The 20,272-nt window shown below is 62.7% G+C and carries 15 protein-coding genes; 9 read left to right on the top strand and 6 right to left on the bottom strand.

Annotation, left to right across the window (positions count from 1 at the left end; all coding sequences use genetic code 11):
* Window positions 1-2 precede the first annotated feature (2 nt).
* On the bottom strand, window positions 3-3,116 hold the full coding sequence (locus G3480_RS08505) for an efflux RND transporter permease subunit (RefSeq protein WP_164653443.1): 3,114 nt from the start codon (window positions 3,114-3,116) through the stop codon (window positions 3-5).
* On the bottom strand, window positions 3,113-4,210 hold the full coding sequence (locus G3480_RS08500; RefSeq protein ID WP_164653442.1) for an efflux RND transporter periplasmic adaptor subunit: 1,098 nt from the start codon (window positions 4,208-4,210) through the stop codon (window positions 3,113-3,115). The genes G3480_RS08505 and G3480_RS08500 overlap by 4 nt, the downstream gene beginning before the upstream one ends.
* Before the next feature lie 325 nt (window positions 4,211-4,535).
* Here G3480_RS08500 and G3480_RS08495 point away from each other — a divergent pair, with 325 nt between their 5' ends.
* Entirely contained in the window at window positions 4,536-5,000 is a 465-nt protein-coding gene (locus tag G3480_RS08495; protein ID WP_164653441.1) for a (2Fe-2S)-binding protein, read from the top strand.
* Window positions 4,993-7,143, top strand: coding sequence for a xanthine dehydrogenase family protein molybdopterin-binding subunit (locus G3480_RS08490; RefSeq protein ID WP_164653440.1), 2,151 nt, complete (start codon window positions 4,993-4,995; stop codon window positions 7,141-7,143). The genes G3480_RS08495 and G3480_RS08490 overlap by 8 nt, the downstream gene beginning before the upstream one ends.
* A 22-nt stretch (window positions 7,144-7,165) precedes the next feature.
* On the opposite strand, the gene G3480_RS08485 is transcribed toward G3480_RS08490, so the two are convergent.
* Entirely contained in the window at window positions 7,166-7,588 is a 423-nt protein-coding gene (locus G3480_RS08485) for a SufE family protein (RefSeq protein WP_164653439.1), read from the bottom strand.
* A gap of 34 nt (window positions 7,589-7,622) precedes the next feature.
* The gene (locus G3480_RS08480; protein ID WP_164653438.1) at window positions 7,623-7,949 is read right to left on the bottom strand and encodes a HesB/IscA family protein; all 327 of its coding nucleotides are present in this window, start codon (window positions 7,947-7,949) and stop codon (window positions 7,623-7,625) included.
* A 246-nt stretch (window positions 7,950-8,195) separates the two neighbouring features.
* On the opposite strand from G3480_RS08480, the gene G3480_RS08475 reads away from it, so the two are divergent.
* Window positions 8,196-10,739, top strand: a complete 2,544-nt coding sequence (locus tag G3480_RS08475; protein ID WP_338114097.1) for a hybrid sensor histidine kinase/response regulator — start codon at window positions 8,196-8,198, stop codon at window positions 10,737-10,739.
* 50 nt (window positions 10,740-10,789) lie between these two features.
* Here the strand turns inward: G3480_RS08475 and G3480_RS08470 are convergent, their stop codons facing one another.
* Entirely contained in the window at window positions 10,790-11,455 is a 666-nt protein-coding gene (locus tag G3480_RS08470; protein WP_164653462.1) for an LON peptidase substrate-binding domain-containing protein, read from the bottom strand.
* A gap of 79 nt (window positions 11,456-11,534) precedes the next feature.
* On the opposite strand from G3480_RS08470, the gene G3480_RS08465 reads away from it, so the two are divergent.
* The 6 genes from G3480_RS08465 (at window position 11,535) to G3480_RS08440 (ending at window position 19,337) form a co-directional block, all read left to right on the top strand.
* A complete protein-coding gene (locus G3480_RS08465; protein ID WP_164653437.1) occupies window positions 11,535-11,774 on the top strand; it encodes a hypothetical protein in 240 nt (79 codons plus the stop codon).
* 326 nt (window positions 11,775-12,100) lie between these two features.
* On the top strand, window positions 12,101-13,405 hold the full coding sequence (egtB, locus tag G3480_RS08460; RefSeq protein ID WP_164653436.1) for an ergothioneine biosynthesis protein EgtB: 1,305 nt from the start codon (window positions 12,101-12,103) through the stop codon (window positions 13,403-13,405).
* A complete protein-coding gene (gene egtD / locus G3480_RS08455) occupies window positions 13,402-14,445 on the top strand; it encodes an L-histidine N(alpha)-methyltransferase (protein ID WP_164653435.1) in 1,044 nt (347 codons plus the stop codon). Before egtB ends, egtD begins: the two co-directional genes overlap by 4 nt.
* Window positions 14,446-14,627: 182 nt before the next feature.
* Complete coding sequence (gene ppc, locus G3480_RS08450) at window positions 14,628-17,420, top strand: phosphoenolpyruvate carboxylase (protein WP_164653434.1); 2,793 nt, start codon at window positions 14,628-14,630, stop codon at window positions 17,418-17,420.
* 9 nt (window positions 17,421-17,429) lie between these two features.
* Window positions 17,430-18,311, top strand: a complete 882-nt coding sequence (locus G3480_RS08445; RefSeq protein WP_164653433.1) for an ABC transporter ATP-binding protein — start codon at window positions 17,430-17,432, stop codon at window positions 18,309-18,311.
* A 3-nt stretch (window positions 18,312-18,314) separates the two neighbouring features.
* Window positions 18,315-19,337, top strand: a complete 1,023-nt coding sequence (locus G3480_RS08440; RefSeq protein ID WP_164653432.1) for an ABC transporter permease — start codon at window positions 18,315-18,317, stop codon at window positions 19,335-19,337.
* 93 nt (window positions 19,338-19,430) lie between these two features.
* Here the strand turns inward: G3480_RS08440 and G3480_RS08435 are convergent, their stop codons facing one another.
* Complete coding sequence (locus G3480_RS08435; RefSeq protein WP_164653431.1) at window positions 19,431-19,820, bottom strand: septal ring lytic transglycosylase RlpA family protein; 390 nt, start codon at window positions 19,818-19,820, stop codon at window positions 19,431-19,433.
* Window positions 19,821-20,272: the final 452 nt, after the last annotated feature.

Here is a 20,272-nt window from a genome sequence, read left to right as displayed (position 1 = left end):
GCTCAGGATTCGCTCAATTCATGCTCCAGTCGCCGCTTGACGTCGCCCGGTGAGCCGGTATGGCGCGCGAGTAGATCATAGGCGACGGGTACCACGAAGAGGGTAAAGAAGGTTGCCGCCAAGACGCCAGCCAGGATGACTGTGCCGATGACCATCCGTGTCTCCGAGCCTGCGCCGCTTGAGAGCAGGAGAGGAATGGATCCCGCGGCCGTGGTGATACCCGTCATGAGAATCGGGCGCAGTCGCACGCTGGATGCCTCCAGCAGGGCCGCGCGGAATTCCCAGCCCTGGTCGCGTAGCTGGTTGGCGAACTCGACGATGAGAATGCCGTTCTTTGCGGACAAGCCAACCAGCATGATCAGACCGATCTGGCTGTAGATGTTGAGGGTCTGGTCCGTCGCCCAGAGCCCCAAGAGTGCGCCGCCCATTGCGAGCGGCACGGTGAGCATGATGACAAAGGGATGCACCCAACTCTCGAACTGGGCGGCGAGGACCAGGTAGACGACAGCGATGCCGAGCAGGAAGACGAAGAGCACGCCTTGGCTACTGGAGCGCAGGTCGCGGCTCTGTCCCTTGTAGTCGATCTGGGCGCGCTCCGGGAGGTGCTCCCGAACCTTGCGCTCGAGGTAGCTGAGTGCCTCGCCCAGTGCAAGATCATCTGAGAGGCTTGCCTCCAGGGTGATGGCGCGGATGCGATTGAAGCGGTTGAGGCTTTGAGAATCCGCCGACTCTGTGACCTTGACTAGATTGGCGAGCGGGATGAGCGCGTCGCTGCGCGAGGAGCTGACGTAGAGATTGTCCAGACTGCCTGGGGTGCGCTGGGTGTCGCGCTCACCCTCGAGGATGACGTCGTACTCCTCGCCGCTCTCGAGATAGGTGGTGACCTTGCGGGAGCCGAGCATGGTCTCCAAGGTGCGTCCGATGGTTCCCACGGTGACACCCAAGTCGGCGGCGCGGTCATAGTCGATCTCGACTTCGAGCTGCGGCTTGGTCTCTTTGTAGTCCCAGTCGATGCCGATAAGACCAGGGTTGTCTTTCTCGATCTCAGCGAGCAGCCTGTCCCGCCACTGTGCGAGTTCTTCATAGGTACCGCCGCCGAGAACGAACTGGACGGGCTTTTGCGTGCGACCGCCGAAGCCCTGGCGCATCACCGGAAAGGCCTTGACGCCGGGCAGATCAGCGAGCTTGGCGCGGATCTCCCCCATGATGGCCCAAGCCGAGCGTCGCTCGGCGTAGTCGGCCAGGACGATGATGACGATGCCCGAGTTGAAGGTCGCCGTGCTCGAGAAGGATCGCGGTGTGCGCACCAGCACGCGCAGCGCCTCGCCGCTTTCGGCGTAGGGCAACAGCCTGCGCTCGATCTCGTTCATGTACGTCTTCATATAGGCATGCGAGGCGCCCTCTGGTCCGTTGACCAAAATGAAGAAAGCGCCGCGGTCTTCCTTGGGTGTGTATTCCTGCGGGATGTGCTGAAACAGCCACGCGGCAGCCCCGATGGTGGCGACCAGGCTCAGCACCACGATCCAGGCCTGTCGCATCAGGAAGCCGAGTAGGCGCGCATAGCCGCGCCTTACCCAGTCGAAGGCACGGTCCGTCAGCTCGAGCAGACTGCCGCCGCTCGCCTTACCCCCATGGCTCTGCGGCAGGACCTTGGACGCGAGCATGGCGGAGAGCGAGAGCGCGACGAAGGAGGAGAACACCACGGCGGCGACCATGGTCAGTGCAAACTCCGCGAAGAGGCGTCCGATATCGCCTTGCAGGAAGGCGATGGGGATGAAGACCGACGCCAAGACCAGGGTGGTCGCGATGACCGCGAAGCCGACCTGGCGTGTCCCGCGATAGGCTGCGACCAGTCGCGTCTCGCCGTGCTCCTCCATCCGTCTGTGGATGTTCTCCAGGACCACGATGGCATCGTCGACCACCAGGCCGATCGCCAGGACCAGGGCGAGCAGGGTGAGGATGTTGATGGAGAAGCCCAGCGCCAGCAGGACGGTGAAGGTGGCGACGATGGAGACGGGCACGGTCACTGCTGGCACCAGCGTGGCGCGCACGCTGCCGAGAAAGAGATAGATGACCAAGATGACCAGGCCAATGGCGATCCCCAACGTCTTATAGACCTCGAGAATGGCGTCCTTGACGAAGACCGAGGTGTCATAACTCTGTTTGATTGCCATGCCCTTGGGCAGCGTGGGGTTGATGCGCGTCATCTCGGCCTTGGCGGCCTCGGCGACCGCGATGGTGTTGGCCGTCGACTGCTTGATGATGCCGATGCCGACCATGGGCACAGCGTTGCCGCGGAAAAAAGTACGGTCTTCCTCGGTCCCGCGCTCGACGCGGGCGACGTCACTCAAGCGGACCAAGTAACCGTCCTCGCCGCGGGCTAGCACCAGTCGCGCGAAGTCCTCTGCGCTGTTGAAGTTGCGATTGACGCGGACCGTGAACTGACGGTCGATGGACTCGACCTCTCCCGCGGGCAGTTCCAGGTTTTCGGCGCGCAGCGCGTCTTCCACGTCGGCCACCGTGAGGCCGCGCGCGGCGAGTGCCTTGCGGTCGAGCCAGACGCGCATTGCGAACACCTGGCTCCCGCCGATGCGCACGCGCGCTACACCGTCCAGGACCGAGAAACGGTCGACCAGGTAGCGGCGGGCGTAGTCGGTTAGCTCGGGGACGGTCATTTGGTCGCTCGTTAGATTGAGCCACATGATGACGTCTTCGTTACTGTCGACCTTCTGGATCTCGGGCGGCTCGGTCTCGGCGGGGAGTTGGTCGAGGATGGCGGAGACGCGGTCGCGTATGTCATTGGCTGCGCCGTCAATATCTCGGTCGATGCTGAACTCGACGTTGACCTGCGAGCGGCCGTCCTCGCTGGTCGATTCGATGGTGCGGATGCCCTCGATGCCGGCGATACGGTCCTCGATCAATTGGGTGATGCGGTTCTCGACGACGATGGCGGCCGCGCCTGGGTAGATCGTCTCGATCGAGACGACCGGCGGGTCCGTGTCCGGATATTGCCGCAATGGCAGACGGTCGAAGGACACCAGCCCGAAGGCGACGAGCAGCATTGACAGGACGCTCGCGAGGACGGGGCGCGTGATCGAAATGTCCGAGATGATCACTGAGCGCGCTCCGTCATGGCGCGCAGATCGCGCGCTTCATCGTCCATTTTTATGGGCTTGAGCGGTTGCCCTGGTCGGATCTTGTCGTTGCCGTCGATGACGACGCGCTCCCCCTCGGCGATGCCTTCGCGCACTTCCACCAGACCGGGCTGGCGGGTACCGATCAAGATGTCGCGACGCTCGGCGGTCGTGCCCTGATCGTCTTGCGTCAGCGCCATCACGAAGTGCTTCTCGCCCTCGTGCAGCAGCGCGGCTTCTGGGATGACGAGGCTTTGGCGCGGATTGGTCAGCAGCTCGACCTGCATCAGCAGGCCGGGCCTCAGTTTGGCGTTGGGGTTGGGCACCAGCGCGCGAACGATGATCGAGCGCGTGATCGGATCGATGCGGCTATCGACGCCGCTCACCACGCCGGTGAAGACCTCGTTGCCGAAGGCGGCTGTTGTCGCCTCGATCTTGAGCCCTGGCTCGAGATCGCTCAGATAGAGGCTCGGGACCGAGAAGTCCAGCTTCATGAGCCGGTCGTCGTCAAGGGTCGTGATGAGGTCGCCTGGCTCGACCAGGGCCCCGCGACTGATGTTACGTAGCCCCAGGACGCCGTTGAAGGGCGCCTTGATGATGCGATCCGCGAGGCGCGACTCCAGCGCGACCAAGACGGCTCGGGTGGTATCCAGGTCACGCTTGCGCTCGTCGAGCAAGGACTCCGACGCCGAGCGCTGCGCGACCAGAGACTTGACCCGCTTGTACTGGCGCTCCGCTTCGTTCACGCGCACTTGCGCTTCTTCCAGCAAGGCGTGCTCCTCCGCGCTGGTCATCTCGACCAAGAGGGCGCCAGCATTCACCCGTTGTCCGTCCTCGAAATGCACGATCGAGATGGTCTCGGTGACGTTTGAGGTGATGGCGACGGATTCGTTGGCCCTGAGCGTGCCAAGTGCCTCGACGCGCTCGGTCAGAGGCTCCACGCGGACCTCCGCGACGAAGACGGGAGTCGGTTTTTCCGGCGGGCTGCCGCTCGGCTGGGCGGCGGTCACTTGAAGGAAAAGGGTCGCTTGAAGGAAAAGGAGCGTGAAGAGAGGGACGAGCTTAATATGCGGCATCTTGGCTGAGGTGTCTTTGGTGGCTTGTGTTGGCTAGATGTTGACTCTGTCGCTGAGCGATGGTTCGCGTTGTTTCGGCGTGGGGCCTGGTCCATCATGCGCGGCCGCGGTGGTCCGGAAAGGTCGGTGATCCGGAAAGGTCGGTGATCCGGACAGCTCGGTGACGTCGCTCCGGCGGTCGATTGCTGCCGCCAAGAAGCCGCGCCTTGCGCCGTGAGCGGCAGGCCTCTGAATGATTGGCTCTTTGGCGGGCTTGCTTTCGCCTTTCCCTGGAATCTGCAATGCTACCGCGCCTTACGGTCCTTTGATCCTGACTTGGGATGCGATGATCTCCTTTACATTAAACGGCGAGCCGCACGCGCTCGATCTGGACCCCGAGATGCCGCTGCTCTGGGTGCTTCGCGACTACTTTGGGCTCATGGGCACCAAGTACGGCTGCGGTCGATCGCAGTGCGGCGCCTGCACCATTCATCTCGATGGCGCCCCTGTGCAGGCGTGCGCGACGACCCTAGCTCAGGTGGCAGGTCGGTCGATCACGACCATCGAGGGGCTCTCGCCAGACGGACGTCATCCATTGCAGCTCGCCTGGATCCTCGAGCAGGTCCCTCAATGTGGTTACTGCCAGCCTGGTCAGATCATGATGGCGGCTGCGCTTCTCAACAAGCATCCCCGGCCCACGGATGCCCAGATTGACGAGGCCATGTCGCGCGTCCTGTGCCGCTGCGGCACCTATGACGGCATTCGGCGTGCCATTCATCGTGCCGCCAATCCCGAGGTTCAGAATGGCTGATGCGGCAAATGGCCCAGGACTGAGCAGGCGCACGCTGCTCAAGGTCGGCCTCATGGCCAGCGGTGGGCTCGCCTTTGGTTTTCGCCTCGACGCCAGCGCTGACGTGGAGACGACCTCGCCGCCTCCCGGTGAGCTAGCCCCCAATGCCTGGATTCGCATCTATCCGGACGATCGCATTGAGCTGATGTTAGCGCGCTCAGAGGAGGGGCAGGGGGTGATGACAGCCTTGTCGATGCTCATCGCCGAAGAACTGGAGGTCGGACTGGATCAGGTGCGTGTCGTGATGGCGCCCGTCGCTCCGGCCTACAAGAACAGGCTTCTTGGTGAGCAAGCGACCGGCCAAAGCACCTCGGTCCGCGATGCCTGGGTCAGGCTGCGCGACGCGGGCGCAACGGCGCGGACCTTATTGATCCGCGCGGCGGCGTCTCGTTGGCAAGTGCCGACCTCTGAGTGCCACGCGCAGCGCGGCGCCGTTCATCACAGCGATGGTCTGCGCCATCTGAGCTATGGCGCGCTGGTCGAGGTGGCTGCCGGACTCGCACCCATTGAGCAAGTCGCCCTCAAGTCGCCCGAGCGCTGGCGCCTACTGGGTACCTCGCCCCAGCGTCTGGACGTGCCTGAGAAAGTGCGTGGGCGCGCAGGCTTCGGTCTCGACGTCAGACTGCCTGGTCTGCTCTTCGCGACCCTCTACCGTTGTCCGACCCCAGGGAGTCGTGTGCAAGCTTGGGTGGCTGCGGAGGCGATGCGGGTGCCAGGCGTTCAGGATGTCTTTGCCGTGCGCAGCGGCGTTGCTGTCTTGGCCGACTCGACTTGGGCGGCGATCAAGGGGCGCGACAAGCTGGATGTCAGCTGCAGACCCAGCAGCAATCCGCGGCTGGATACTCAGCGGATCGAGGCACGGTTGCGTATCGGGCTCAAGGGCCGCTCGGCCGTGGCACGCAAGCGCGGCAATGTGAGCGCTGCACTGGCTAGCGCCGCTCAAGAGATCGAGGCGATCTATCAGATCGGCTTTCAGCCGCACGCCTGTATGGAACCCATCAGCTGTACCGCCGACGTGCGCTCCAGCACTTGCTCGCTATACGTTCCGACCCAGGCTCAGGAAGCCGCTCGCGCTGTCGCATGCCAGATGACAGGGCTGCCGTCCGAGCGCGTCACGGTTCACACGAGCTTCCTCGGCGGTGGCTACGGGCGCAGGCTGGAGCAGGATTTCGTCGCCGAAGCGGTCGAACTGTCGAAGGCAGCGCGCCGCCCGGTGCAGGTCCTGTGGACGCGCGAGGATGACTTTCGCCACGACTATTTTCGGCCCATGACGCTGCATCGCTTGCGCGGGGGTATCGATGATCAGGGCCAAGTCACGGCATGGTTTCACCGTGTCGTTGGTCCCTCGGTCCTCGCGCGGCTCAAACCGGAAGCGATTCGCGACGGTATCGACGGCGCCATGGTCGAGGGCGCGGCGGATCTTCCCTACGAGATCCCCGCGCTGCGCGTCGAGTATCGTCGCGCCGACACGCCAGCTCCCATCGGTTTGTGGCGCGGTGGCGGATATGCCCACAACTGCTTTGCGGTCGAGTGCTTCATTGACGAGCTTGCCAGCCTTACCGGCCGTGATCCCATCGCCATGCGGCGGCAGCTTCTGGTCGGGCGTGTGCGTCAACAAAAGCTCTTGGATCATGTTGAAGCGCGGTTTGGCTTGAGTGCGACGCCTCCCGATGGACGCGCACGTGGCCTTGCCTTGGTCTCGGCATTCGCGAGCCACATTGCGCAGGTCGCTGAGGTGTCTATCGAAGCTGAGCGCATCAAAGTCCATCGTGTCCTCTGCGCGGTGGACTGCGGCAGCGTGCTTCACCCCGAGCTGGTCCGATCGCAGATTCGCAGCGGCATTGCCTACGGCCTTACGGCGGCGCTCAAGGGCGAGATTACCTTCACGGACGGCGAGGTCGATCAGCTCGGCTTCGATGCTTACCCCCTGCTGCGGTTCGACGAGATGCCCGAGGTGGTCGTGGATCTCCTGCCGAATGAGGCTGATCCGGGTGGCGTGAGCGGGCTCGCGGTTCCTGGCATTGCGCCTGCCGTAGCGAATGCGGTGCGTGTCCTGACGGGGAAGTCGATTCGCTCGCTGCCAATTCGCTTGGGTGGGCTCTGATGCCGGCAGGGGCGTCCGCCGCTCAGCAGGGGACGGCCTGGGCTTGCCCTTTCATCTTGTTGACGATGGCGTAGACGCCGACGTGGCGATTCGGGCTTAGATGCTCTTCGAGCTGCAGTCCCTTGAAGAGCCCGTCGACATCGATGTCCTCGATCTCCGCCGGCGTCTTGTTCGACAGCAGCCCGACCAATAGGGCGACCACGCCCTTGATGATGGCCGTGTCGCAATCACCCTGGTAGAGGAGGCGACCACTCTGAGACGGATCCGGCTCGGCGGCGACATGCACCAGGCTCATACACTCAACGACGCGGTTTTCGTCGGTCTTGAGTTCCTGAGGCATGGCCGCAAGACGCTCGCCGATCTCGACTAAATACTGGTAGCGCTGGTCCCAGTCGCCCAGCAGCTCGAAGTTCTCGATGATCTCTCGGATCTCGGGGTTTTCCATGAAGCGGTCTCTTGGCTCGGGCTCGCTCTAAGCGTTAGACGTTGAAGGATTCGCCGCAGCCGCACTGGTCCTTGGCGCGCGGGTTCTTGAACTCGAAGCCCTGGTTCAGCAGGTTCGACTTCACGAAGTCGATCTCCATGCCGTCGATTCGCTCGATGCTCGCTGCGTCGACGACAACCTTGATCCCATGGCTCTCGAAGACCTGGTCACTGCCTTCCAGGCTATCGGCGTAATCAACGTCGTAGGCGAAGCCGCTACATCCGCTCTTCTTGGTTCCTACCCTCAGCCCCAGCCCATGTCCGCGCTTCTCGATCATGCTCGCGACGTGCCGCGCGGCGGCTTCGGTAAGTGTGACTGCCATCTTATGGACCTCTGGATTCAAATTGTGACATCGGTCAGGAATTAGACATGAAAGCGCCTGATTTCAAGGTTGAATCGTGATTATTCGGCGAGTATCGTCAGCTCGATATCGCCGTTCCATTGCGCTGATTTTCCCTTGTCTTCCCATCTCTCTGCGTCCGCAACCGTTAAGCGAAGCGCCTCACAGCCAGACGCCTCTCTCGCGATCGCCATTTGCTCACTGGATCTCCAACGCGTTCCGACCTGGGTGAGACGACCGCAGGGGGATGCGGTGCCAGCGCGCTCGGAATCTGGTGGCGACTGGGAGCACGTCTTGATTCAATCGGCCGAGTTCGCGGACTTGGCGGAACAGGTCATGCAGAGCGGCTGCTCCTATCAAGGCCGTTTCGTCCTCGACGAGCCAGCCGGGCAGCGGCAGCTCGATCTTACCCTGGCGCCGTCGCAAGATGCGGCCGGGCAGCGCTGTGGTTTGACCCTATGCGCCGTCGATTTGACGCCGATGGAGGCGGCGCTCTGCGAGCTGTCGCGCAAGGCTGAGATCTGCCAACTCCTGGCGGAGCATACCTTCGACTGGGAGTATTGGATCGGATCCGATGGTGGGCTGCGCTGGATCTCACCCGCATGCCAAGAGGTGACCGGTTACAGTGCGGATGAGTTCCAGGCCGATCCCAGGCTGTTGGTCGCCATTATGCATCCTCAGGATCGTCACCGCTTCAGCGATCACCTCAGCGGGGAGCCCTCCTGCCAGCCCGGGAGTCAGCTACGTCTGCGTCTTCAGCATGCGAGTGGTGAGGTGCGCTGGATCGAGCATGCCTGCAAGCCGGTCTATTGGCCCGATGGCTCCTTCGCGGGGCGGCGTGTCGTGAATCGCGATGTCACCGACACCATGAAGGTCGAGCAAGCGCTGCGGGAGAGTGAGCATCAGTTTCGGCTGATGTTCGAACTCGCGACCGTCGGCATGGTGGTCGTCGAGCCCAAGACGCGTCGGCTGCTGCGCGTCAATGAACGGCTCTGTCGCTTACTGGGCTATGAGGCTGATGAACTGCTGCGCATGACTTTCAGTGAGCTGACCCACCCTGATGACCTTGCCTTCGATGCCATTCGCTATCAAGGGGCGCTTCATCAGGAGGATACCGACTACTTCGTCGAGAAGCGCTACATCCGTAAGGATGGGCGGGTGATCTGGGCGCTCGTCAACGCGACCTTCATTCGTGATGAGGCGGGTCATCCCCTCCGCGCCCTGGCCGCCATCATCGATATCACGGACAGGCGCGCCGCGGAGGCCCGGGCGCGGGAGCTGGCGGCGGTGGTCGAGTGTTCGTCCGACTTCATCGGCATTGCGAGCCTGGATCGCCGTGGTGCCTATCTCAACGAAGCAGGGAAGAAGCTCGTCGGGCTCGATCCTGACGCCGAGCCTGAAGCCTTCAGGATCGACGACTTCATTCTGCCGGAAGACCTCCCCTTCTTCCGCGAGACCATCATGCGGGCCGTCGAGCGCAGCGGGCGTTGGGCGGGGGAGTTTCGCTTTCGCCATTTCCGCACCCAAGAGCCCATTGCTGTCTTCTACGACGCCCTGCGCATCGACGATCCCGAGACTGGTCGGCCGCTCCAATACGCGACGGTCACACGCGACATTCGCAAGGAGAAGGCGGCCGAGGAGGCACTGCTCGAGGGCGACCGCCGTAAGGACGAGTTCCTGGCCATGGTCGGACACGAGCTGCGCAATCCCATGGCCCCGATCCGCAACGCGGTCGAGATCATTCGCGCCATCGGGATCGGTGAGGATCAACGCATCGCCTGGGCCGTCGAGGTGCTGGATCGCCAGACGGCCCATATGGGGCGATTGCTGGACGACTTGCTCGATGTCTCGCGCATCCTGCGTGACGGCATTGAGCTGGAGTCGCGCGAGATCGCGCTCAGGGACGTCGTGCGGCAGTCCGTGGATGGGGTCCGCGCCATGATGCAGGAGCGCGGCCATCAGTTCCATTACGAGCTGCCGCCAGCGGAAGTGCGTGTCCAAGGCGACCCTGTTCGGCTGTCGCAGATCCTTCTCAATCTCTTGGTTAACGCGGCGAGATACACAGCTAACCAGGGAGAGGTGCGTGTCGATTACGTCTTGGCGGGCGCCGAGGTTGTCGTGGAGATCAAGGATAACGGGCAGGGCATGTCGGAAGCCCAGATCGAATCCATGTTCGGTGCCTTCACTCAAGGCGTACCGCCGCCCGAATCAGCGGCCGGTGGGCTGGGGCTCGGGCTGACCATTGCACGTCGCCTGGCCGAACTCCATGGTGGCAGACTCGAGGCGCTGAGTGATGGGCCTGGACGAGGGGCCGAACTCAGGCTCTACCTGCCGCTGCTCAGCGATGATCGCCTGACAAGCGCAGACACACCTGCCGTGGCACAGGTCGACGCGGGCTGTGCCGAGGCGCTCAAGGTCTTGGTCGTGGACGACAACGCTGACGTGTCAAGCGCCCTGGCGATGCTGCTCGAGATCCAGGGCTACCAGGTGCGGACGGCAAGCTCGGGTCATGAGGCGCTCGACCTGGTCAGCGACTTCAGGCCGCGTCTTGCGCTACTGGATATCGGACTCCCGGGGATGGACGGCCTGGAGCTAGCGCGGCGGTTGCGCCAGCGTTACCCGGATCCGGGTCGTCTGATGCTCGTCGCCTTGACCGGGCTCGGCCATGAGCATGCTCGCGAGCGCTCGCTTGCTGCCGGCTTCGATGATCACTTGGTCAAGCCCCTAGAGCAGAGCACACTGCGCGCGCTCTTGGCTCGGCTGTCCTGCTAGACGCGCGTGTCCTGCGAGACGCGCGTGTCCTGCTAGACGCGCGCCGAGGGTCAGTGCCGATGCTCGGCGACCCGCATGCTGGATGCGGCGGCCATATCGAGGAGCCCCCGCATGAGTGAGGCGCGCTCCGACGTTTGCAGCGTCTCGATCAAGGCCTGTTTGTCCTCGGGACTGAGGGGGAGATGGGCGCAGAGCAGGTTGATGAGTTCGCCGTCGGCCATCTTCTCGATGTCGTCCCAGGGGATCTCGACACCGCGCAGGCTGCAATAGCTCTTCAGTGAGCTGAGAAAGCCCTCGCGATCGCCGATCGCTTGGCCTTCGTCGCTGTGGTAGTCGGCGGCGAATCGCTCCCAATCTGCCTTCACGCGCCTGTGGCCGTCGCGCTCATCCAGTTCCTTCGAGACCTGGAAACGGCACACGCCGGTCAGGACCAAGACGATGCGGCCGTCGGTCGTTTCGCTGTAGGAGGTGATGCGCCCGGCGCAGCCAACGCGGTGGATCGCGGGTGTGTCCTCCATCATGGTCTCGCTCGTCGGTTGTATCATTCCGAGCAGATGATTCGACGCCAGGCTGCTGAACACCATGTTGATGTATCTGGGCTCGAAGATGTTGAGCGGAAGCTGGACGCCCGGCATCACCACGGCCCCCGCGAGTGGAAAGATCGGAATCTCGCTCGGGAGATCCGAGAACTTGGGAAAGAAGGGATTGCGAGTCATCATGTATTCCGGGCTCCGACGGGCTGTCACCCCCCGATGCGAGGGGCCGACGCAGATTGGCCTTGTGTTGCGGCCTTAAATGGGGTGTCAATCACGGTTCTACAGCCCGGTAAAGGCGGTGGGCTTCTGCTTCGAGGTCATGCGGAAGGGTGCGAGTCTTGCCTACACCTGGACCGCTGCGGAAAAGGGGCGAGCCATCTTGGAGGCGGCCGCTGGCGAGTCGCGGCAGCTCGGCGATACCGAGGGGGCGATTCGGCTGCTCAGCGACGCTCCCCTGGCGAGCGCTGATCGCCCTCGATGCGGTGAGATCAATGCCTGATACGGCGTTCGTGCAGCGTCGCCGCGCGCGATGCCTCGAGAGCCTCTGCGACATCAATCTTTTGCTGGTCTGCTTTCTCTCCGCTCCCGCTCACCTGCAATCCCGACCCACTCACTTGGTGGAAATGGTTCAAGCTGGCCGCACAATCAGCGGTCAGATGCGCGCCCGGCGTTGATCGGTTCGTCCGCGCATCAACCCTGAAAGGCGGCCCTTTGCGACCTGAGTGGGACGTTTAGGGCAGAGTAACCGATCGAGCAACTGGATCAATTCGGCTGGGCGCGCGGCGTTGGAGCCCAACGGCGTCGGAGCCCACCAACGAGGAAACCATGCAGGAAACGCCAACCACGCAGGACGGGGCCGATGATTTGCGCAATGCGCTGAGTGCAGATTTCAGGCGCGTCCGAGCCTTCTCGGAGAGACTGTGCGAGCCCCTGGTGACCGAGGACTATGGTCTGCAAACGGTCGTGGAGGCGAGTCCGCCCAAGTGGCACTTGGCGCACGTGTCCTGGTTCTACGAGACCTTCTTACTACGCCCCTTCCTAGCGGGCTATCGCGTCTTCCATCCGCGGTTCGAATACCTCTTCAACAGCTATTACGAGCAGACTGGCGCCGGCTTCTGGCCGCGTGCGGAGCGCGGGCTGCTGTCTCGCCCGACGGTTGCCGAGGTCTACGACTACCGCCACCATGTCGATGCGGCGATGCTTCGGCTCCTTGCCGAATGCAATGCATCGGACTGGCCACGGGTCGCCATGCGCTTGCAGATTGGTCTGAATCACGAGCAGCAGCATCAAGAGCTCCTCGTCACCGACATCAAGCGCCATTTCGCCTATAACCCGCTGCGCCCTGCTTACATCCAAGACCTGCCCCAGTCACCTATCGCGGATCCCGTGCCCTTGGGCTGGAGGGCGTTCGAGGGCGGCGTTGTGAGCTTGGGCCTTGAAACCAGCGGTCCGCACGAGGCCTTCGGCTATGACAACGAGCGCCCCCGGCACCGGGCCTTCCTCGAGCCCTTCGCGCTTGCGGATCGCCCGGTGACCAATGGTGAGTATCTCGAGTTCATTGGCGATGGTGGTTATGAGAACCCGGCGCTCTGGCTCTCGGACGGCTGGGCCGAGGTGCAGGCGCGAGGCTGGCGTTGTCCGCTCTACTGGGAGCAGGTGGACGGCGCATGGCAGCTCATGACGCTGTCCGGGATGCGTCCGCTGAATCCTGCGGAGCCCCTTTGTCACCTGAGCTACTACGAGGCCGAGGCCTTCGCGACCTGGGCGGGGAAGCGGCTGCCTACGGAGGCCGAGTGGGAGCATGCCGCCGAGGAGGCTGATATCACGGGTAACTTTGTCGACGACGGCTGGCTGCATCCGCGTCCTGCACCCGAGGGTGAGGGGCTCAAGCAGCTCTTCGGGGATGTCTGGGAATGGACCGGCTCCGCCTACTTGCCCTATCCGGGCTATCGTGCGCCGGCCGGCGCGCTCGGGGAATACAACGGCAAGTTCATGTCGAACCAAATGGTGCTCCGCGGTGGCTCTTGTGCCACTTCGCTGGACCACATCCGCCCGACCTACCGCAACTTTTTCTATCCAGTCGAGCGCTGGCAGTTCAAAGGATTCCGACTCGCGGAGACACTCAGATGATGCAAACCGCTGCAGCAGCAGCCTATCGGAACACAGAAAATTCAGCCCGAGAAGATGCTGCGGATTCGGCAGGGCCGACGCCAGACGCCCGGGTCAGCTTTTACGATGATCATCCGACGATCGCCGATCTGCGCGAGGAAGTTCTCCTGGGCTTGGGACGGTCGCCGAAACGGCTTTCACCGAAGCTGTTCTACGACCAGCGTGGCTCGAAACTCTTCGACGCCATTACCGAGCTGCCCGAGTATTATCCGACCCGGACCGAGATCGGCATCCTGGATGTCTACGGCGAGGAGATGGCCGATCGCTTGGGGCGTGAGAACGTCCTCATCGAGCTGGGCAGCGGGAGCAGTCTCAAGATTCAGACCTTGTTGACGGCCTTGCGGCCGGCTGTCTATGTGCCCGTCGATATCTCCAAGGAACATCTGCTGGAGTCCGCTCAGGCCTTGGCCGAACGCTTCCCTGATCTGCGGATTCGCGCCGCCTGCGCCGACTACTCCGGGTCCTTCAAGCTGCCGCTGGATTCCGGCTGGACCCAGCTCGCGGCCTTCTTTCCCGGATCCAGCATCGGCAACTTCGAGCCATCCGAGGCACGGGCGCTCCTGCAGCGCGTGGCTGCAGTGCTCGGGCAGGGCGGCCGGCTGCTCATCGGGGTCGACCTGCGCAAGGATCCGAGCATCCTGAACGCGGCCTACAACGACGCCCAGGGGGTTACCGCCGCGTTCAACCTGAATCTGCTCACCCGGATCAATCGCGAGCTGGGCGCCGACTTCGAGACGAGCGACTTTCGGCACAAGGCCTTCTTCAACGTCGAGGTCAGCCGGATCGAGATGCATCTGGAGAGCTTATGCGACCAGGTTGTGCGGGTCGCTGGGCGCGAGATTCCCTTCGGCAAGGGCGAGACCATTCATACCGAGTGCTCCTATAAGTACAGCATCGCGGATTTTCAGTGCCTTGCACGAGACGCCGGTTTCGAGTCGGAGCAGGTTTGGACGGATCCCGAGCAGCTTTTCAGCGTGCATTGTCTGCGCGTCGATAGCTGAAGGCGACCGGCTGGTTGCCTTGTCCAGACGAGGCCGGCGATGCGCCAGCCTTTGAGGATGCCCGCTCGCGCCAACCACCGGGGTTCCCTATGAAGGATATGGTTTTTGTTCGCCGCGCTCGGGCGGGGTAGTATCCGCACCACATTGCCCTGTTTCGGCCGTCGGTATCGAGTACTACCCCAATGAACGATTTGACCCAAGAACAGACGCTGGAGCGTGATGTCCAGCTCTTTACGGCACTCCTTGGCGAGGTCTTGCGCGAGCACAGTCGCAAGCGCGTCCTCGTCATCGTGGAGCGGCTGCGCGACGGCTTCATGCAGCTGCGGGAGGAGGAAGACGCGGAGCTGCGCGACAAGCTCATGAAGCGCATCGAGGGGCTGGATCACCAGACCCTGTCGGAGGTGATTCGCGCCTTCACCATCTATTTCGGCCTGGTGAACGTCGCCGAGGAGCTAAATGCCCACCTGGGCCGCATGGATCTGATCTCCGCTGGCGAGCGGCTCTGGATCGGCTCCTTTGATGACACGATTCGCAAGTTCGCGGAGGAGGGTGTCAGCCCCGAGAACTTCCAGAGTCTATTGGAGCACTTGGTCTATCTGCCGGTGTTCACCGCGCATCCTACCGAGTCCAAGCGCAGGACCATTTCCGATACCTTTCGCCGCATCTTCCTCGTCGGCCAGGATCTGCATCGGCGCAAGCTCAACGAGGAGGAGCTGGAAGAGAAGCTGCAGGAGATCCTCACCCATATCCAGATCCTCTGGAAGACGGACGAGGTGCGGGTGCACAAGCCGCAGGTGATGGAGGAAGTCCAGCAAGGGCTCCATTTTTTCCGCGAATCCCTCTTCGATGCGGTGCCCTTGGTCTACCGCTTTCTGGAGAAAGCGGTGCGTCGCAATTATGGGGCGACATGCGGGATCCGGGTGCCCAGCTTCATCCGCTTCGGCTCTTGGATCGGTGGTGATCGCGACGGCAATCCCTTCGTCAAGCCCGAGACCACGGAACTCGCGGTGCGCATGCATGCTGAGCTGGTGCTGGAACTCTATCTGGAGCGCATCAAGGGTCTCAGGCGGATGCTCAGCCACTCCAGCGCCCTCTGTCAGCCCTCCCCCGAATTCCTCGACAGCCTGGACGCCGACGAAGACTACTGGGTCGATACTATGGGGCAGCGCCAGCGGCTCTTCCTCTATGAGCCCTATCGACGCAAGCTGGCGATGATGAGTCACCGCCTAAGGGCGAACTTGGACCGCGTGCTGGCGCGGATGGAAGGGCGGGACTATGAGGGACTGCCCGAGGGCTACAGCGACGAGCGGGACTTCCTCAACGATCTCTATCTCATCCGCGACTCACTGGTGCATCATGGCGACGCCAACGCCGCGCGGGGGCCGCTGCAGGACTTGATCCGGCTGGCAGAGACCTTCGGCTTTCACCTGGTTCATCTGGATATCCGTCAAGAGTCGACACGGCACACCGAAGCGGTTACCGAACTCTTCGCGCGTCAGGCCGGGGCGCCCTACTACCAGGCGTTCACCGAGGAGCAGCGACTCATGGCACTGGCCGAGGCCATCGCCCATCCGCATCCCTTTGTCATCGACAAGGCGACACTGACCGCCGAGACTCGGGAGACGCTGGAGGTCTTCGAGGTCGTCGCGCGGATGCGCGCCGAGATTGGTGAGAAGGCCTTCGGTCAGTACGTGATCTCCATGACCCATTCTGCTAGCCACGTCATGGAGGCGATGTTGCTGGCGCGCCTGGCTGGGCTGGTTGGCAAGGATGCCGAGGGCTGGTTTTGCAGCATCCAGGTGTCGCCGCTGTTCGAGACCATCGACGATTTGAGCCATATCGAGCAGGTCATGCAGACGCTGCTCGACAATCCGACCTACCAAGGACTTCTCAAGGCGTCCGGGAATCAGCAAGAGGTCATGCTGGGCTACTCCGATTCCTGCAAGGATGGCGGCATCCTGTCCTCGAGCTGGAATCTCTTCGAGGCGCAGAAGAAGGTGATCGCACTGGCGGACGATCGAGGCGTTGCCTGCCGGCTTTTCCACGGTCGCGGTGGTACTGTGGGGCGCGGGGGCGGTCCGACTCATGAAGCCATTCTGGCGCAACCCGTGGATACCGTGCATGGCCAGATCAAGTTCACCGAGCAGGGTGAGGTGCTGTCCTACCGCTATTCCAATCCAGAGACCGCGCGCTACGAACTCACCCTGGGGATCAGCGGGCTCATCAAGGCGAGCCGCTGTCTGATCGAGCCTCCGCAGGAAGAGCGTAACGACTACTTGGGGATCATGGATGAGCTGGCGCGCTATGGCGAAGAGGCCTATCGCAAGCTGGTGCGTGAGACCGACGGCTTCCTCGACTACTTTTACGAATGCACGCCTCTCGATGGCATTGCGCTGCTCAACATCGGCTCGCGACCCTCGCACCGCAAGAAGGCCGACCGCTCGCTCGGCTCGATTCGGGCAATTCCCTGGGTCTTCGGTTGGGGCCAGTCGCGCCACACGCTGCCGGCGTGGCTGGGCATCGGCTATGCCATCGAGCGCTATCGCGGCACTGACGTCGAACGTTTGGCGAAGCTACAGAAGATGTACCAGGAGTGGCCTTACTTCCGTGCCTTGCTGTCGAATACCCAGATGTCGCTGTTCAAGGCCGAGATGCGCATCGCCCGCGAGTACCTCCGACTCGCGGAGAATCAAGAGCAGGCGATGACCATCTTCAAGATTATCGAGGACGAGTACAGGCGCACCCTGACGCAGGTGCTGAATGTCTCGGGTCTGCGAACGCTCATGGAGGAGACGCCCGACCTGCAACACTCGCTCGCCCGCCGCAACATCTACCTTGACCCGCTCAACCACATTCAGGTGGCGGTCCTCGAGCGCTATCGCGCAGAGGAGGATGAAGAGAAACGCGAAGCCTGGCTCGACCCTCTACTGCGTTCCATCAACGCGGTCGCGGCGGGCATGCGCAACACCGGATAGCCGCTGCGAATGACACCTCTTATCGAAGCCCGGGATCTTGTACGCCTCTATCCAGGTGTGCGCGCCGTGGATGGCATCAGCTTCGCCGTCGAGATGGGGCAGTGCTATGGCTTGCTCGGTCCCAATGGCGCGGGCAAGACGACGACGCTTGAGATGTTGGAAGGGATTCAGGCGCCGACCTCGGGCACGATTCTCTTCAAGGGCCAACCCCTGAACCGCACCCATGCCGAATCCATCGGCATCCAGTTCCAAGCGACGGCGCTGCAGGAGTTTCAGACGGTTGGTGAGTCACTGGAGATGTTCGCCAGCCTCTATCGCCAGAGCGCGGATCGCGACGAGCTGATTCGCCTGTGCAATCTCGGTGACATCTTGGATCGCGACACGCGCAAGCTCTCGGGTGGCCAACGCCAGCGGCTGCTGCTCGCGATCGCCTTGGTCAACGATCCGGAGCTGGTCTTTCTCGATGAGCCGACCACTGGCCTGGATCCTCAGGCGCGCCGCAACTTTTGGGGTTTGATCGAGCGCGTGCGACGGCGCGGGACCACGGTGATCCTGACGACCCACTACATGGAGGAGGCCGAGCGGCTCTGCGATCACGTTGCCATCGTGGATCGTGGCCGCATCATCGCCGCGGGCCGTCCCGCGGAGTTGGTTCGACAGCACTTTCCTGCGCGCGTGATTCGCCTGCCGGATACCGCGTGGCCGGACCAGACGCCCTTGCTCGAGGGCGCACTCGCCGGCAACGGCGAGATCGAGCTGTACGCGGAAGACCTGTCCGCGATGCTCGCCGAGCTGGAGCGCATTGGCGCTGACTTGAGCGAGCTGCGCGTGGCGACACCCAATCTCGAGGATCTCTTCTTGAAGCTTACCGGCCACGCGCTCAGGGCTTGAATCATGCTGAAGCGCATCATCACTGTGCTCGTCGCCAGAAATCGCGAGTTCTATCGGGATCGCGCGGGGCTGGGCTGGAACCTGCTCATGCCTATTCTGATGGTGTTGGCCTTCGCCTTCATCTTTCAAACCGATGAGAAGGGACTCTTGAAGGTCGGCGTCATCGCGCCGGACGGCGACCTCACGGCGGTCGAGTCCCCATTGTTGGCACTGAAGCATCTGACCTTCGTCGCCTTCGACGCGCCCGAAGCTGCCATCCTCAAGATCGAGCGCCACCAGCTGGACCTGTTGCTGGATCTGCGCGCGAGCCCGAGCTATTGGGTGAATCTCAATTCCGCCAATGGCTATCTCGCGGAGCGGTTGCTGCTGGGGGCCTATAGCGCGCTTCCGGAGGGGATGCCGCGGCGCGCCACGGTCACCGGTGAGGCCCTAAGGTATGTCGACTGGGTGCTTCCCGGGGTACTGGCGATGAATGTCATGTTCTCCAGTCTTTGGGGTGTCGGATGGGTGATCGTGCGCTATCGCAAGAACGGCGTGCTCAGGCGCCTCAAGGCGACGCCGCTGCGGCCCTGGGAGTTTCTGACCGCACAGGTGGTCTCACGCCTCTTTGTGGTGCTGAGTGCGAGCCTGATCGTTTATCTCGGTGCCGAGCTGGTGCTGGATTTCCCGATGCGCGGATCCTTCATCGCGCTGGGGCTCGTCTATGTGGCCGGCGCCTTGTGCACCATCAGTCTGGGGCTCATCGTCGCCGCACGTCTGCGCACCGAGGAGGTGGCGGATGGTCTGCTGAATCTCATCTCCTGGCCCATGCTGTTGCTGTCAGGCGTGTGGTTCTCGATGGAAGGGACGAGTGCCTTGGCGCAGTCCTTCTCGCGGCTGCTGCCCCTCACGCATTTGGTCGAGGCGGCGCGTAAGGTGATGATCGATGGGGCGGGGGTCGTGGATGTGCTGCCTCAGGTCGGGCTGCTGCTCGTGCTCGCCGTGTTCTTCCTGGGCCTTGCGACCTGGATGTTTCGCTGGGAGTAGATTTTCGCTGGGAGGCGGTCGGGGAGGCGGTCTGAGGTCGGTCTTGTGACGTTGCAGGGGGCATCTTTCCACATGCCCCCTGGTTGCTGATCGCTATCCCTTCGGTGTGCTCAACACCTTGACCTCAACCTTGGCGACGCCGCGCTTGACGATGCCGAGCTTGCGAGCGGCGGCTTTTGACAGATCGATGATGCGCCCCTTCACGAATGGGCCCCTGTCGTTGACCTTGACGACGATGCTCCGGCCGGTCTTGGTATCCGTCACGCGCACCTTGGTGCCAAGCGGGAGCGTCTTGTGCGCGGCGCTTAGGCGATTCTTATTGTAGATCTGGCCGCTGGCGGTCTTATTGCCGTTCAGGCTGTCATGGTAGTAAGACGCGACGCCCTTTTGCGTCTGACCAGGCGTGGCGCTCGCGGCCAATGCAGTGGTGGCGAAGGGTACGAAGCTGGCCAGTAGTGCAGCCGTGAAAAGCGTTTTTCTCATGCAGGAAACCTCATTCATCAAGGGCGCATCCCCTGTCGCGCGTGCTTGGGATGCCTCTAATGCTGTAATGAGGCGCGATTCTAGGGAAAACCCTATGTGGGGTAAACCCTGAATTCGTCAGATATCGTGAAAGCGCGTGGTCGCTCCAAGGTGTCGCGCGAGGTTTTCCAGGAGGTTCCGAGATCCGGAACCATCACTGAAAGCCGGGTTAAGACTCCCTCCCCAGTCCGACGGCTGGCTTGTCTGTTTGGCTCTGAGAAGCTGTCTGGAAACTCCTAGGGAGGCTTCGCCTCAGACCGACGAGTCATGCCGTCGGGATCGCTATCGGGATCGGAATCGCTATCGTCGGTTCGATCCCGATCCCGATCCCGATCCCGATCCCGATCCCGATCCCGACGGGCCTTGGATGGTCGGAAGCTTCATCGAAATTTGACTCATCTGCGAGCATTTTG

Origin of the sequence: Thiorhodococcus mannitoliphagus, assembly GCF_010915725.1 — a bacterium.
Lineage (GTDB): Bacteria > Pseudomonadota > Gammaproteobacteria > Chromatiales > Chromatiaceae > Thiorhodococcus > Thiorhodococcus mannitoliphagus.
This window is presented reverse-complemented; position numbering and strand designations above follow the sequence as displayed.